General features: G+C 61.2%; 14 protein-coding genes. 8 read left to right on the top strand and 6 right to left on the bottom strand.

Going from position 1 to position 15774, the window contains the following annotated elements; translation table 11 throughout:
- Positions 1-14: 14 nt before the first annotated feature.
- Positions 15-500: an FKBP-type peptidyl-prolyl cis-trans isomerase gene (locus tag KHP07_RS04550; RefSeq protein ID WP_027606858.1), complete on the bottom strand. Its 486-nt coding sequence runs from the start codon at positions 498-500 to the stop codon at positions 15-17.
- On the opposite strand from KHP07_RS04550, the gene KHP07_RS04555 reads away from it, so the two are divergent.
- The 3 genes from KHP07_RS04555 to yihG all read left to right on the top strand — a co-directional run bounded on the left by KHP07_RS04555 (position 499) and on the right by yihG (position 3868).
- Positions 499-789 (top strand): DUF3565 domain-containing protein, encoded by a 291-nt coding sequence (locus tag KHP07_RS04555; protein WP_214496702.1) that lies wholly within the window; start codon positions 499-501, stop codon positions 787-789. The two genes, KHP07_RS04550 and KHP07_RS04555, sit on opposite strands and share 2 nt — an antisense overlap.
- Before the next feature lie 79 nt (positions 790-868).
- A complete protein-coding gene (gene pta, locus KHP07_RS04560; protein ID WP_025856577.1) occupies positions 869-2968 on the top strand; it encodes a phosphate acetyltransferase in 2100 nt (699 codons plus the stop codon).
- Positions 2969-3868, top strand: a complete 900-nt coding sequence (yihG, locus tag KHP07_RS04565; RefSeq protein ID WP_099494004.1) for a 1-acylglycerol-3-phosphate O-acyltransferase, YihG family — start codon at positions 2969-2971, stop codon at positions 3866-3868.
- 175 nt (positions 3869-4043) lie between these two features.
- On the opposite strand, the gene cysN is transcribed toward yihG, so the two are convergent.
- From cysN to KHP07_RS04580, 3 genes are all read right to left on the bottom strand, one after another.
- Positions 4044-5942, bottom strand: coding sequence for a sulfate adenylyltransferase subunit CysN (gene cysN, locus KHP07_RS04570; protein ID WP_214496658.1), 1899 nt, complete (start codon positions 5940-5942; stop codon positions 4044-4046).
- Positions 5943-5951: 9 nt separating this feature from the next.
- Positions 5952-6869, bottom strand: a complete 918-nt coding sequence (cysD, locus tag KHP07_RS04575; RefSeq protein ID WP_005784641.1) for a sulfate adenylyltransferase subunit CysD — start codon at positions 6867-6869, stop codon at positions 5952-5954.
- A gap of 135 nt (positions 6870-7004) precedes the next feature.
- Positions 7005-7763: a Nif3-like dinuclear metal center hexameric protein gene (locus tag KHP07_RS04580; RefSeq protein WP_016977054.1), complete on the bottom strand. Its 759-nt coding sequence runs from the start codon at positions 7761-7763 to the stop codon at positions 7005-7007.
- A 102-nt stretch (positions 7764-7865) separates the two neighbouring features.
- On the opposite strand from KHP07_RS04580, the gene algW reads away from it, so the two are divergent.
- The gene (gene algW, locus KHP07_RS04585) at positions 7866-9020 is read left to right on the top strand and encodes a Do family serine endopeptidase AlgW (RefSeq protein WP_034102043.1); all 1155 of its coding nucleotides are present in this window, start codon (positions 7866-7868) and stop codon (positions 9018-9020) included.
- Between the two features lie 112 nt (positions 9021-9132).
- On the top strand, positions 9133-11229 hold the full coding sequence (locus KHP07_RS04590) for a TonB-dependent siderophore receptor (protein ID WP_214496659.1): 2097 nt from the start codon (positions 9133-9135) through the stop codon (positions 11227-11229).
- Positions 11230-11352: 123 nt separating this feature from the next.
- On the opposite strand, the gene hemH is transcribed toward KHP07_RS04590, so the two are convergent.
- Together hemH and KHP07_RS04600 are read right to left on the bottom strand one after the other, a co-directional pair.
- The gene (gene hemH / locus KHP07_RS04595) at positions 11353-12378 is read right to left on the bottom strand and encodes a ferrochelatase (RefSeq protein WP_078046802.1); all 1026 of its coding nucleotides are present in this window, start codon (positions 12376-12378) and stop codon (positions 11353-11355) included.
- Positions 12379-12392: 14 nt separating this feature from the next.
- Positions 12393-13292, bottom strand: coding sequence for a TIGR01777 family oxidoreductase (locus KHP07_RS04600; RefSeq protein WP_078046801.1), 900 nt, complete (start codon positions 13290-13292; stop codon positions 12393-12395).
- A gap of 210 nt (positions 13293-13502) precedes the next feature.
- On the opposite strand from KHP07_RS04600, the gene KHP07_RS04605 reads away from it, so the two are divergent.
- The 3 genes from KHP07_RS04605 (at position 13503) to KHP07_RS04615 (ending at position 15773) form a co-directional block, all read left to right on the top strand.
- Positions 13503-14489: an NAD(P)/FAD-dependent oxidoreductase gene (locus KHP07_RS04605; protein WP_078046800.1), complete on the top strand. Its 987-nt coding sequence runs from the start codon at positions 13503-13505 to the stop codon at positions 14487-14489.
- On the top strand, positions 14486-14701 hold the full coding sequence (locus KHP07_RS04610) for a TIGR02450 family Trp-rich protein (protein WP_078046799.1): 216 nt from the start codon (positions 14486-14488) through the stop codon (positions 14699-14701). The genes KHP07_RS04605 and KHP07_RS04610 overlap by 4 nt, the downstream gene beginning before the upstream one ends.
- A 112-nt stretch (positions 14702-14813) precedes the next feature.
- Entirely contained in the window at positions 14814-15773 is a 960-nt protein-coding gene (locus tag KHP07_RS04615; RefSeq protein ID WP_099493999.1) for a YbgA family protein, read from the top strand.
- The last annotated feature ends 1 nt before the right edge of the window (position 15774 follow it).

Below are 15774 nucleotides of genomic sequence, written 5' to 3' on the forward strand. Positions count from 1 at the left end.
TGATCAAACCACGATCAATGGTGATGACCGCCTTCACCGTGGACGTGGCCGTGAGCCACTTCTTCCTGGGAAGCGTCGCGGATGGCAACGATCTTCACTTGGAAGTTCAAGCGCTGGCCAGCCAGAGGGTGGTTGCCGTCGACGGTAACGTCGTCGCCGTCCAGGTCACGGATGGTGACGATCTGCATTTGGCCGTCCGGCGCGGATGCGTGGAACTGCATGCCCACTTCCAGTTCGTCAACGCCTTCGAACATGCTGCGGCTCAGGGTGCTGACCAGTTCGGCCGAGTACTCGCCGTAGGCATCTTCAGGTTCTACGGCAACGGTCAGCTCATCACCGACGCTCTTGCCTTCCAGCGCCTTTTCCAGGCCTGGGATGATGTTACCTGCGCCTTGCAGGTAGACCAGCGGCGCGCCGCCGGCGGAGCTGTCGATGACCTCACCAGCGTCGTTGGTCAGGGTATAGTCGATGGAGACAGCCTTGTTAGCGGCGATCGTCATGGGGCGAGACCTTTTGCATAAGAATGAAGAACGGACAAGTCTAAACAAGGATTTGCCCGAAAGCGAACAGAACCCGGACAGACGGGACCGATCAACGGCATCCTTCATCATCGGGTTCCACCAGGACGAGGACCAGCACTGGGTCGCCGAGCTCTCTTGCGGCCACACCCAGCACCTGCGCCAGCAGCCACCCTGGCAGTCCCGCGCCTGGGTACTCGACCCCGCGCAACGCCTTGAAAAAATAGGCCAGCCCTTTGCCTGCGGCTGGTGTGCGCAGGAGCGCGAATAACGATAACCTTGGCGCTTGATTCGCGGTAGACGCTCAGCCATAGAGCGCCACCCAAGCCATGCACCTCCAGAGAATTCGCATGCAGACTTTTTTTATCGCGCCCACCGATTTTGGTGTGGGTCTGACCTCCATCAGCCTTGGGCTGGTGCGTACCCTTGAGCGGGCCGGGCTGAAAGTCGGCTTTTTCAAGCCGATTGCCCAGCCACATCCCGGCGATACCGGCCCCGAGCGCTCCACCGAACTGGTGGCGCGCACCCACGGCCTCAAGCCGCCACAACCCCTGGGCCTGGCCCATGTAGAGCGCATGCTCGGTGACGGCCAGCTCGACGAACTGCTCGAAGAAATCATCACGCTGTACCAGCAAGCGGCCGTGGGCAAGGACGTGCTGATCGTTGAAGGCATGGTGCCCACCCGCAGCGCCAGCTATGCGGCGCGGGTCAACCTGCACCTGGCCAAGAGCCTGGATGCGGAAGTGATCCTGGTGTCCGCCCCGGAAAACGAAGTGCTCACCGAGCTCTCCGGGCGCGTGGAACTGCAGGCCCAGCTGTTCGGCGGCCCGAAAGACCCGAAAGTACTCGGCGTGATCCTCAACAAGGTGCGCACCGACGAAAGCATGGAGGCTTTCTCGGCACGCCTCAAAGAACATTCGCCATTGTTGCGCAGCGGTGATTTCCGCCTGCTCGGCTGCATTCCCTACCAGCCGGAACTCAACGCGCCGCGCACCCGCGACGTCGCCGACCTGATGGGCGCGCAGATCCTCAACGCCGGCGACTACGAAACCCGGCGCATGACCAAGATCATCATTTGCGCCCGCACCATGCGCAACACCGTGGAGCTGCTCAAGCCCGGCGTGCTGGTGGTGACGCCCGGCGACCGCGACGACATCATCCTCGCTGTCAGCCTCGCGGCGATCAACGGCGTGCCCCTGGCCGGCCTGTTGCTGACCAGCGACACCCTGCCCGACCCGCGCATCATGGAGTTGTGCCGTGGCGCCTTCCAGGCCGGGCTGCCTGTGCTATCAGTGAGCACCGGCTCCTACGACACCGCCAACCAACTCAACAGCCTCAACAAAGAAATCCCCATCGATGACCGCGAGCGTGCGGAGATCATCACCGACTTCGTCGCCAGCCACCTCGATGCGCGCTGGCTGCACCAACGCTGCGGCACGCCACGGGAAATGCGCCTGTCACCCGCAGTGTTCCGCTACCAGTTGATCCAGCGTGCACAGGCGGCCAACAAACGCATCGTGCTGCCCGAAGGCAGCGAGCCACTGACCGTGCAAGCCGCCGCCATCTGCCAGGCGCGGGGCATTGCCCGCTGCGTGCTGCTGGCCAAGCCGGCAGACGTGGAAGCCGTCGCCCGCGCCCAGGGCATCGAACTTCCCGAAGGCCTGGAGATTCTAGACCCGGACCTGATTCGCCAACGCTACGTCGAGCCGATGGTGGCGCTGCGCAAGAGCAAGAGCCTCAACGCGCCGATGGCCGAGCAGCAATTGGAAGACACGGTGGTGATCGCCACCATGATGCTCGCGCTGGATGAAGTGGACGGCCTGGTCTCCGGCGTCATTCACTCCACCGCCAACACCATCCGCCCTGCCCTGCAGCTGATCAAGACCGCGCCGGGCTGCACCCTGGTGTCGTCGGTGTTCTTCATGCTGTTCCCCGAACAGGTGCTGGTGTACGGCGACTGCGTGATGAACCCGCACCCGAGCGCCGCCGAACTGGCGGAGATTGCCCTGCAAAGCGCCGACTCGGCGGCCGCGTTCGGCATCACCCCGCGGGTGGCGATGATCAGCTATTCCAGCGGTGACTCGGCCAGCGGCGAGGAAGTGGAAAAAGTCCGCGAAGCCACCCTGCTCGCCCACGAGCAACAAAGCTCGCTGCTGATCGACGGGCCGCTGCAATACGACGCTGCCGCCAACGAGAACGTGGCCCGGCAACTGGCCCCCAACAGCCAGGTCGCCGGCAAGGCTACAGTGTTTGTGTTCCCCGACCTCAACACCGGCAACACCACGCACAAGGCCGTGCAGCGCAGCGCCGATTGCGTAAGCCTGGGTCCAATGCTCCAGGGCCTGCGCAAGCCGGTCAACGACCTGCCGCGTGGCGCCCAGGTAGACGACATCGTGTACACCATCGCGCTCACCGCGATCCAAGCCGCCAACCGACCTATGGATATCTAAATGCTGGATTTTCTACCTGCCGCCGTGCGCGGGGTGATCGCTTCGCTGTTGCTGGCGCTGAACACGATCCTGCTGTGTTCGTTCCTGTTTATCGTGGCGCTGTTCAAGGCGCTGCCATTTGCCAAGCGTTTCAGCGAATGGCTGATGAACCACACCCATGAGGCGTGGGTGACCAACAACAAGGGCTGGATGAACCTGGTACGCCGCACCCGCTGGCACCTGACCGGGCTTGAAGGCCTTGATTACCAGCACTCGTACCTGGTGACCAGCAACCACCAGAGCTGGGTCGACATCATGGTGTTGCAATACGTGCTGAACCGCCGTATTCGACCGCTGAAATTCTTCCTCAAGCAGGAGCTGATCTGGGTGCCGGTGATTGGCCTGGCGTGGTGGGCGCTCGGCTTTCCGTTCATGAAGCGCTACACCAAGGCCTACCTGGAAAAACACCCGGAAAAGAAAGGCAAGGACCTGGAAACCACCCGTAAGACCTGTGCGAAGTTTCGCGACAACCCGGTGGGCATTTTCAACTTTGCCGAGGGCACACGGTTTACCCCAGGCAAGCATGCGCAGCAGAAGTCGCCGTTTCGCTACTTGCTCAAGCCCAAGGCTGGCGGCATTGCGTTTGTGCTGGATGCCATGGGCGAGCAGTTGAAGTCACTGGTAAACGTGACCATTCACTATCCGGCCGGGCGTCCTGGGTATTGGGATTTGCTGTGTGGGAATGTGAAGGATGTGGTGGTGCAGTTCGAAGAAGTGCAGATCCCGGCCGCGTTCATTGGCAAGAATTATGAGCAGGATGGGGAGTATCGGACGGCGTTCCAGGGCTGGATCAACCGGTTGTGGGAAGACAAGGACCAACTGCTGGAAAAGCTGCACAAAGACTTCCCAGGTAAACAGTGATCAAAATGTGGGAGCTGGCTTGCCTGCGAAAGCGGTGGATCTGTTGTAAATATATCAACTGGCAGACCGCTATCGCAGGCAAGCCAGCTCCCACATTGGCAGTGTGCACATTTGTTAATATGTAAAAAGCCCGCCACCGATCACTCGGTGGCGGGCTTTTTTGTGGCCGCGAGGGTTAGATCGCGCCGCGCTGGCGCAACAACTCCAGCACTTGCTTGACGCTCTCTTCCAGCGACAGGGCTTGGGTGTCGATGACCAGGTCGGCATTCAACGGCACGTCATACGGGAAGGACTCGCCCGGGATGTTATCCCCACCGGCAGCGTACAAGCCCTGCGGATCACGCTCGGCGCACACCAGCGGCGACGCTTGCACGTAGACGGTCAGCAGGCGGTCAGCGCCGATCAGCGCCTTGGCCTGTTCACGGCCTTCCGCATCCGGCGCCACAAAGGCAGCCAGGGTCAGCAGGCCGGCTTCGTTGAACTGGCGTGCCACGTGAGCGGCACGACGCCAGTTCTCGGTGCGACCGGCGCGGTCCTGCGGCAAGCCTTTGTTCAGGTCGTGACGCAGGTTCTGGCCATCCAGTACGAATACCGCACGGCCCATGTCGAAGAGCTTGCGCTCAACCGCGTAGGCCAAGGTGCTCTTGCCAGCGCCCGACAGGCCGCTGAACAGCACGGTAGCCGGTTGCTGACCAAAGCGCAGTGCGCGCTCTTCGGTGGCCACGTGAGCCAGCTTGCCGTGCTGCGCCGAGCTGCCGTGGGTGACCGGTGGTGCGATGATCATGCCCGCCGCCACGGTGCCGTTGGTCAGGCGGTCGATAACAATGAACGCGCCAGTGGTGCGGTTGCTGTCGTAACCGTCCAGGGCGATGGCGGCGTCGAGACTGACCTTGACCCGGCCGATCTCGTTCAACTGCAGCGAACTCGCCGGGCCTTCGGCCAGGGTGTTCACATCCACGCGGTGCACGATGCTGGTTATGGAACCCGGCACGTAGCTGGTGGCGCGCTTGATGTCGTATTTTTTGCCCGGCAGCATCGACTCTTCGGCCATCCACACCAGCATGGCGTCAAAGGCATCGGTCACTTGCGGCACATTGTCGGCATGCACCAGCAGATCGCCACGGGAGATGTCGATCTCGTCTTCCATGGTCAGGGTCACGGCCTGGCCTGGGCCGGCGTGTTCCAGCTCACCTTCAAAGGTGACGATGGATTTGACGCGGCTGCTCTTGCCCGACGGCAGCACCACGACTTCGTCGCCCTTGTGCACGATGCCGCTGGCCAAGGTGCCGGCAAAACCACGGAAGTTCAGGTTCGGACGGTTGACGTACTGCACCGGGAAACGCAGGTCGGTGTAGTTGCGGTCGTTGGCGATCTCGACGGTTTCGAGGATCTCCATCAGCGACTGCCCGGTGTACCAAGGCGAACGCTCACTCTTGTTCACCACGTTGTCGCCCTTGAGCGCCGACATCGGCACGAACGCCAGCGTGCTCGGCTTGAACGCGATACCGTCGGCGAACTTCAGGTAATCGGCCTTGATCTGCTCGAATACGCTCTGGTCGAAGCCATTGATGTCCATCTTGTTGACGGCCACCACGATGTGCTTGATGCCCAGCAACGAGGCGATAAAGCTGTGGCGACGGGTCTGGGTCTGCACGCCGTAGCGGGCGTCGATCAGGATGATCGCCAGGTCACAGGTAGAGGCACCGGTGGCCATGTTGCGGGTGTACTGCTCATGGCCGGGGGTGTCGGCGATGATGAATTTGCGTTTGGCGGTGGAGAAGTAGCGGTAGGCAACGTCGATGGTGATGCCTTGCTCACGCTCGGCCTGCAGGCCGTCGACCAGCAGTGCCAGGTCGATATCATCGCCCGTGGTGCCGGACTTCTTCGAATCGCGGGTGATGGCTTCCAGGTGATCTTCGTAGATCATCTTGGAGTCGTGCAGCAGGCGCCCAATCAGGGTGCTCTTGCCGTCGTCGACGTTGCCACAGGTCAGGAAGCGCAACATTTCCTTGCGCTCGTGCTGGCCCAGGTAGGCGAGGATGTCCTCGCTGATCAAATCAGATTGATGCGACATGACAGCCCCTTAGAAATAGCCTTGACGTTTTTTATCTTCCATCGAGCCTGCACCATCGTGGTCGATGACACGGCCCTGGCGCTCGGAAGTTCGCGTCAGGAGCATTTCCTGAATGATGTCCGTCAGCGTCTCGGCTTCGGACTCCACCGCGCCCGTCAACGGGTAGCAGCCAAGGGTACGGAAACGTACTTTCTTTTTGACGATTCGGGCTTTGTCTTCGTCGGACAGGTGCTCGAGGATGCGGTCGTCGTCGATCATGATCAACGTGCCGTTCTTCTCGATCACTTCACGCTCGGCGGCGAAGTACAGCGGCACGATCGGGATGCCTTCGAGGTAGATGTACTGCCAGATGTCCAGCTCGGTCCAGTTGGACAGCGGGAACACGCGGATGGACTCACCCTTGTTGACGTTGCCGTTGTAGACGTTCCACAGCTCGGGGCGCTGGTTTTTCGGGTCCCAGCGGTGTTTGCTGTCGCGGAACGAGTACACGCGCTCTTTGGCGCGGGATTTCTCTTCATCGCGACGGGCGCCGCCAAAGGCCGCGTCGAAACCATGCTTGTCCAGGGCCTGTTTGAGGCCTTCGGTCTTCATGATGTCGGTGTGCTTGGCGCTGCCGTGGGTGAAGGGGTTGATGCCCTGCGCCACGCCGTCCGGGTTCACGTGGGTGATCAAGTCCAGGCCCAGCTCCTCGACCATCTTGTCGCGGAACTTGTACATCTCCTGGAATTTCCAGCGGGTGTCGACGTGCATCACTGGGAACGGCAGTTTGCCCGGGAAAAAGGCCTTGCGTGCCAGGTGCAGCATCACGGCGGAGTCTTTACCGATCGAGTAGAGCATCACCGGGTTGTCGAACTCGGCGGCGACCTCGCGGATGATGTGGATGCTTTCCGCCTCCAGCTGTTTCAGATGCGTCAGTTTGTCGACCATGGTTACTCACGGAAAAACGATCTTATGGACGGCCAGCGGGCCGTGTTCGAGCGGGGCATGCTAGCACAGCACCTGCTTCTATTCAGGGAGCCATCTAGATCGAAACGGTATATGAATATGCCCTCAGGTTTGGCCTCAAATCGGGTTGGGGCAATCGATGAACAGATGCTCCAGGGCAAAGCGCCGCGCCAGGTAATCGCCCAGGGCCTGTACGCCGTAGCGCTCGGTGGCGTGGTGGCCGGCGGCGATGAAGCTGATGTCGTTTTCGCGGGCGCTGTGAAAAGTTTGCTCGGAGGCTTCACCGCTCAGGTACAGGTCGACACCGGCCGCAATCGCGTCGTCGATGTAGCCCTGGCCACCGCCGGTGCACCAGCCGACACGGCGGATCATTTCGCTGCCTTCGATCAGCAGCGGTTCACGACCCATGACCTCCTGCACACGGCGGGCGAAATCACGGGGCGACAGGGGCTCGGCGAGGGAGCCGACCAGTCCGACGATCTTGGGGTTGCTCGGGTCCAGCGGGCCTTCGACGGTGATATCCAACTGACGGGCAAGTTGCACGTTATTACCGACGTCGGGATGCAAGTCCAACGGCAGATGGTAGGCCAACAGGCTGATGTCGTGCTTGAGCAGCGTCTTGAGGCGACGCTGCTTCATCCCTGTGATGCAGGGGTTTTCGCCTTTCCAGAAATAGCCGTGGTGCACCAGGATCAAATCGGCCTGGGCTTCGACGGCAGCATCCAGCAAGGCCTGGCTGGCGGTCACGCCGCTGACGATGCGCATCACTTGAGGGCGGCCCTCGACCTGCAGGCCATTGGGGCAATAATCGGCAATTTTTGCACTGCCGAGGTAGCGGTCCGCTTCCTCGACGAGGGTGGTAAGGGGGACGGCCATAAAAGACTCCTAAATATCCCGTTCGAAGGCGCTCGCAGCCTCGTATAATGCGCGACATTATGGGCGCTCTCCCGCCCCCTGCAACCTGTCAGGACTTACTTGATGCTCAAGGCGCTGCGTTTTTTTGGATGGCCATTGTTGGCTGGCGTGCTGATCGCGATGTTGATTATTCAGCGTTTCCCGGAGCTGGTGGGTCTTCCCAGCCTTGATGTAAACCTGCAGCAGGCGCCGCAGAGCAACGCGGTGGTGCAAGGCCCGGTGACCTATGCCGACGCGGTCACCATTGCTGCCCCGGCGGTGGTCAACCTGTACACGACCAAGGTCATCAACAAACCGGCGCACCCGCTGTTTGAAGACCCGCAGTTTCGCCGCTACTTCGGCGACAACGGGCCCAAGCAGCGGCGCATGGAGTCCAGCCTGGGTTCCGGGGTGATCATGAGCCCCGAAGGCTACATCCTCACCAACAACCACGTGACCACCGGCGCCGACCAGATTGTAGTGGCCCTGCGCGACGGTCGCGAAACCCTGGCCCGTGTGGTGGGCAGCGACCCGGAAACCGACCTCGCAGTCCTGAAGATCGACCTCAAGAGCCTGCCTTCGATCACCCTCGGCCGTTCCGACGGTTTGCGCGTGGGCGATGTGGCGCTGGCCATCGGCAACCCGTTCGGCGTGGGCCAGACCGTGACCATGGGCATCATCAGCGCCACCGGGCGTAACCAGCTGGGCCTTAACAGCTACGAAGATTTCATCCAGACCGACGCCGCGATCAACCCGGGCAACTCCGGCGGTGCGCTGGTGGATGCCAATGGCAACCTGACCGGTATCAACACGGCGATTTTCTCCAAGTCCGGCGGCTCCCAGGGCATCGGCTTTGCGATCCCGGTGAAGCTGGCGATGGAAGTGATGAAGTCGATCATCGAGCACGGCCAGGTAATCCGCGGCTGGTTGGGGATTGAAGTGCAACCGTTGACCAAGGAGCTGGCCGAGTCGTTTGGCTTGACCGGACGCCCAGGCATCGTGGTCGCTGGGATCTTCCGCGACGGCCCGGCGCAGAAAGCCGGCCTGCAACTGGGGGATGTGATCCTCAGCATCAACGGTGAACCGGCCGGTGATGGCCGCAAGTCGATGAACCAGGTGGCGCGGATCAAGCCGACCGATAAGGTGGCGATCCAGGTGATGCGCAACGGCAAAGAGATCAAGTTGCTGGCGGAAATCGGCCTGCGTCCGCCACCTGCACCGGTCAAGGAAGAGGAATAACCCCTCGCACACAGGTGCTCGTACGCGGGCATCTGTAAGCTGATATTTCAAAACAATTCATTCTCATTGGTCATGTTATATTGTTTCAATATCGTTATTGGAACGCTCTATCATGCCGTCTCGAAGAACCGCCCCCTTGGCTGGCCTGGCCTTGGGTTTACTGCTCGACCCCGCCTTCGCCGAAGAAAACACCCTGGAACTCGACACCATCAGCGTCACCACCGACGCTTATGAGTCCGCGACCTCTCCGGTGAAAGGCTACCGCGCCACCCGCTCTGCCAGCGCAACCAAAACTGACACCGCCCTTCGTGATATCCCACAGTCCATCAGCGTGATTCCCGCCACGGTGCTCAAAGACCTGGGCAGCAGCAACGTGGAGCGCGCCCTGGAGTTTGCCGGCGGCGTGTCCAAGCAGAACAACTTCGGTGGCCTGACACTCTACGAATACAGCGTGCGCGGCTTTACCACGTCGGAGTTCTATCAGGACGGCTTCAGCGCTAACCGTGGCTACCCGAGCACACCGGACGCGGCGAACATCGAGCGCATCGAAGTGCTCAAAGGGCCCGCCGCCAGCCTGTATGGCCGTGGCGATCCTGGCGGCACGGTGAATATCGTCACCAAGAAGCCCCAGCCTGAAGCCTTCACCACCCTGCAAACCAGCGCCGGCAGTTGGGACCGTTATCGCACGGCCATTGACGTCAACACCCCGCTGGACAGCGAAGGCAAGGTGCTGACTCGGGTCAACCTGGCGGTAGAAGACAACCACAGCTTCCGCGACCACGTGCAAAGCAAGCGGGTATTTGTCGCGCCTTCGTTCAGTTGGCAACTGGACCCGGACACCAGCCTGTTGGTGGAAAGCGAGTTCGTGCGCCACAGCTCCACCTTCGACCGCGGCATTGTCGACGCCAGCGGCGTATCCCGCTCCACCTTCCTCGGCGAACCCAACGATGGCGATATCGACAACCACAACAACCGCATTCAGGCGACCCTCGAACACCACCTCAACGACGCCTGGAAACTGCGTCTGGCCAGCCACTACAAGCAAGGCAGCCTGTGGGGCGACGCCTCGGAAAACCGCGCGCTGAATGCCGACGGCCACACCCTCGACCGCCGCTACCGCGAACGCTCCACGGGTTGGCACGACAGCATCACCCAGCTTGAACTGCGGGGAATGTTCGATATCGGCAGTTGGCAGCACGAGTTGCTGATCGGTACCGAATACGAGGACTACCGCAAGAAAGAACGCGTCACTGCGATTGGCGGTAGCCGCTACCCCATCGACATCTACAACCCGGTCTACGGCCAACCCAAACCTAACGGCGCGCGCTCCGGCACTGACTTCTTCGAACAGACCAAAAGCCAAGCGCTGAACCTGCAGGACCAGATCCTCTTCACCGACCGTCTGCGCGGCATGGTCGGCGCGCGTTTCGAGCATGTCGAGCAAAGCCTCGACGATTTCACCCGCAACCACGCCAAGAGCAAGCAGACCCACGACGCCCTTACCCAGCGCGCCGGCCTGCTCTATCAGCTCACACCGCAAGTCGGGGTGTTCGCCAATGCCTCAACGTCGTTCAAGCCCAATAGCGGCCTGGACGCCAAGAACAAATCCTTCAAGCCCGAAGAAGGCGTGGGCTACGAAGTCGGAATCAAGAGCGAGCTGTTCGACGACCGCCTCAGCGCGACACTGGCGGCATTTCATATCGAAAAGGAAAACGTGCTCACCCTCGACCCGGCCACCAATCTCAACCGTGCAGCGGGAAAAGCCCGTAGCCAGGGCCTGGACCTGCAACTGACCGGGCAAGTGACCGATGCCGTGCGGGTGATTGGCGCGTTTGCCTACATCGACGCCGAAGTGACCAAGGGCAATAAGGCCATCCCTGCTGGCAGCCGGATCCTTGGCGTGGCCAAGCGCAGCGGCAGCCTATTGGGGGTGTATGAATTCCAGAACGGCGCATTGCGCGGCTCAGACCTGGGTGCGGCGTTTACCTATGTGGGTGATCGCTCCGGTGAGGCCGGCACGGGTTTTGAGCTGCCGGCCTACCACACCGTTGATCTGCTGGCCCATTACAAGGCTACGGACAACGTCACTGTGGGGCTGAACCTCAACAACCTGTTCGATGAGAAGTACTACGAGCGGTCGTACAGCAACTATTGGATCAACCCCGGTGAACCGCGCAATCTCACGGTCAGCCTGACCCTCAACCTGTAATGCGGTAAAAACTATGGGAGCGGGCTTGCTCGCGAATGCGGTGTTTCAGTCACTGATTACTTGACTGATCCACCGCATTCGCGAGCAAGCCCGCTCCCACAGGTTGATCTTCACTTGGTTCGGTTAGAGCGCTGTCGGCGCGCGCTCGCACAAGGTATTCAACGCCTTCGCCCACTGCGGGTCATCATTCAGGCACGGCACCAATACCAACTCTTCCCCCCCAGCCTCGCGGAACTGCTCGAGCCCACGATCGCCGATTTCCTCCAGCGTCTCGATACAGTCGGCGACAAACGCCGGGCACATCACCAGCAGCTTTTTCACGCCTTGCTTAGCCAGGGCTTCCAGGCGCGCCTCGGTGTAGGGTTCGATCCATTTGGCGCGGCCCAGGCGTGACTGGAACGCCACCGACCATTTATCTTCCGGCAAGCCCAGTCGTTCAGCAAAATCGCGGGCGACGCTGAAACATTGCGCGCGGTAGCAGGTTTTCAACACCTCAGGCGAGGCGTTCTTGCAGCAGTCGGCATCCTTGAAGCAATGCTGGCCTGTCGGGTCGAGCTTGGTCAGATGACGCTCTGGCAGGCCGTGGAAACTCAGCAGCAGGTGATCGTAATCCTGCTCCACATAGGAGCGGACACTCGCCGCGAGCGCGTCGAGGTATTCCGGCTGGTCGTAGAACGGCGGCAAGATCGAGAACTGCACGCTCAGCTTCTTATCACGTACAACCCGCTTGGCCTCTTCAATCACCGTGGTCACAGTGCTGTCGGCGAACTGCGGGTACAGCGGCGCCAGTGTGACTTTACGGATGCCCTGGGTGGCGAGGCGGGTCAGCACGCTTTCAATCGACGGCTCGCCGTAGCGCATCGCCAATTCCACCGGGCCTTGGGTCCACTGCGCAGTCATCTGCTGTTGCAGGCGGCGACTGAGCACCACCAGCGGCGAGCCTTCGTCCCACCAGATCGAGGCGTAGGCGTGGGCGGACTGCTCGGGACGCTTGATCAGGATCAACGACACCAGCAGACGCCGCACCGGCCACGGCAGGTCGATCACATAAGGGTCCATCAGGAACTGATTAAGGTAGCTGCGCACATCGGCCACCGACGTGGACTTTGGCGAGCCGAGGTTGACCAGTAACAACGCGTGATCCGTCATGCAACATCCTATCTCTAGAGGCGGCTGGACAAGTCGTCCAGGGCCGCGCGCAACTCAGTGAACTGGAAAGTGAAACCGGCGGCCAGCAAGCGTTCGGGCACCGCCTTCTGCCCACCCAGCAACAGGCCGGACAACTCGCCCAGGCCCACCTTCAACGCGAAGGCCGGCATCGGCATGAACGCCGGGCGATGCAACACCTGGCCCAGGGTTTTCGCAAACTCGCGATTGCGCACCGGGTGTGGCGCGCAGGCATTATAAGGACCGCTGGCGTCAGGCTTGTGCAGAAGAAAATCAATCAGGGCGATTTGATCCTTGATATGCACCCACGGCATCCACTGCCGACCATTGCCGATAGGCCCGCCCAGCGCCAGTTTGAACGGCAACAACAGCCGCGACAAAAAGCCGCCCTGCGCCGCCAGCACCAGGCCGGTACGCACCAGCACTACGCGTATGCCCAGGGCTTCGGCGCGCTGGGCGGTTTCTTCCCAGGCGATGCACAACTGGCTGGGGAAATCGTCCTGCACCGGGCCGCTGGCTTCAGTCAACTCACGCTCGCCGCCGTCGCCGTACCAGCCCACCGCCGAGCCCGAAACCAACACCGCTGGTTTTTGCGCCAGGGTTTCCAGCCATGCCAGCAGGGTTTCGGTCAGGCTGATGCGGCTGCTCCACAACAGCGCCTTGCGCTTGTGGGTCCAAGGGCGATCAGCGATGGGCGCGCCAGCAAGGTTAATGACCGCGTCGACCGGGCCGATAACCTCTTGCAGGCTGGCAACACCCGCTACCTGCTCGCCGCACAGCTTGGCGACCTGGTCCGGATGACGGCTCCACACCGTCAAGCGATGGCCCTGGGCAAGCCAGTGCTGGCAGAGTTGACGGCCGATCAGGCCTGTACCGCCGGTCAGCAAAATGTGCATGGGATCTTCCTCATGTAACGTTCGCCGCCCATCACTGGTCTATTTTATAAGCAGGGACCGATTTGAACGGGCGTAACGTTGGATTAAGCCTCTGCTTTAACCATAGGCCACGCCCTAAGAACAGGTAAGCCAAAACTTATACCAAAAAACAATATTGTACAGCTATTGGTGTCGGCGTAGTCTGTACCCAACGGTAAAACGAGGCCTCCCATGACTGTTCCCATCGCGATCATCGGCACCGGCATCGCCGGTCTCTCCGCCGCCCGAGCGTTACGAGACGCGGGGCACGTTGTACAACTTTTCGATAAAAGCCGCGGCAGTGGTGGCCGCATGTCCAGCAAGCGCAGTGATGCCGGCTCCCTGGACATGGGCGCGCAATACTTCACTGCCCGCGACCGGCGCTTCGTCAACGAAGTGCAGCGCTGGCAAAGCAACGGTTGGGCCGAGCAATGGAAGCCCCAGCTGTACAACTTCAAGTCTGGCCAGCTCACTCCCTCCCCCGATGAACAGATCCGCTGGGTCGGCACGCCGCGCATGAGCGCAATCACCCGCGCCCTGCTCGATGACCTGCCGGTGGAGTTCGGTTGCCGTATCACCGAGGTATTCCAAGGTAAACAGCACTGGAACCTGCTGGATGCCGACGGCGAAAACCACGGCCCCTTCAGCCACGTGATCATCGCCACTCCGGCGCCCCAGGCCACTGCCCTGCTGGCTGCCGCCCCCAAGCTGGCAAGTGCCGCCGCCGGAGTGAAAATGGACCCGACCTGGGCCATCGCCCTGGCGTTCGATAAACCGCTGGATACGCCCATGGAAGGCTGCTTCGTACAGGACAGCCCTCTCGACTGGCTGGCACGCAACCGCAGCAAACCGGGGCGCGACACCACCCTCGACACCTGGGTGCTGCATGCCACCAGCGCGTGGAGCAAGGCGCACCTGGACCTGTCCAAAGAGGCGGTGATCGAGCACCTGCACGGCGCCTTCGCCGAGCTGCTGCACAGCGCCATGCCCGCACCATCGTTCAGCCTTGCACACCGCTGGCTCTACGCGCGACCGTCCAGCAGCCACGAATTCGGCGTACTGGCCGATGCAGACCTGGGCCTGTACGTGTGTGGCGACTGGTGCCTGTCGGGACGCGTGGAAGGCGCTTGGCTCAGCGGCCAGGAAGCCGCGCGACGCTTGATCGAACACCTGCAATGAACCGAATCAATCCCGCCAAGTTGCTGCTGTCGAAATGGACAGCAGCGCGTCCAGTGAACAAAGAAAAACACTTCCTGGTCACCGAGCTGTTTCGTGACGAAGAAGGCACCGTGCTGGAAATCGAACTGCAGGCTGTCATGACCCACCGCAGCGAACGCTTGCCCTGGCAAACCCTGCAGGACATCGACACCTGGAAAATCGGCTGGAAATAGCCTGCGCGCAAAACTTGTACAAATAATTTGACTTGTACAGCATCGAACCTATGATGAGATTTAGTTGTACAAGATTCTAGTCTTGTACAGGAATCTTGCAGAGGGTTCGCGTATGTCCAGCACCACCAAACCGAAGATCGCCATCAGCGCCTGCCTGTTGGGCGAGAACGTGCGCTTCAACGGCGGCCATAAACAATCCCTGCTGTGCAGCCAGACCCTCGCCGACTATTTCGACTTTGTGCCACTGTGCCCCGAAGTCGCCATTGGCCTGGGTATTCCGCGCGAACCCATCCGCCTGGTGGGCGACCCTGCCAACCCGCAAGCGGTCGGCACTGTGCACCGCGAGTTGAACGTCACCCAGCCTCTGGACGATTACGGCCAACAGATGGCGGCAGAGCACACTGACCTGTGCGGGTACATCTTCATGCAGAAGTCACCGTCCTGCGGCCTGGAGCGGGTCAAGGTGTACCGCGACAACGGCACCCCGGTGGACGGCGGCGGGCGTGGTATCTACGCCCAGGCCTTTTGTGCCCGCCACCCCAACCTGCCGGTGGAAGAGGACGGTCGGCTGAACGACCCCGTGCTGCGTGAAAACTTCCTGACCCGCGTATTCGTGTACGCCAGCTGGCAAAAACTGCTGGCCGAAGGCCTGACCCGTCATCGCCTGCTGGCCTTTCATTCGCGCTACAAATACTTGTTGATGGCCCACAGCCCGGCGCACTACAAAAGCCTCGGTCACCTGCTGGGCAGCATGACCAAGGGCGCGAACCTGGATGAGTTGGCCAGTGGCTACTTCAGTGAGTTGATGACCGGCCTGACCAAATGCGCTACCCGAGGCACCCACACCAATGTGCTGCAACACATCAGTGGCTACCTCAAGCAAGCCATCAGCGCCGACGACAAACAGGAAATGCAAACCGTCATCGGCCAGTACCGCCACGGCATCGTGCCATTGGTGGTGCCGATGACCCTGCTCAAGCACCACTTTCGCCAACACCCGGACCGCTATATCGCGCAGCAGGCCTACCTGCAACCGCACCCGGAAAACCTCAGCCTGCGAAATGCGATCTAGA

This window comes from Pseudomonas sp. VS40 (assembly GCF_018587885.1).
Taxonomy (GTDB): Bacteria; Pseudomonadota; Gammaproteobacteria; order Pseudomonadales; family Pseudomonadaceae; genus Aquipseudomonas; species Aquipseudomonas pergaminensis.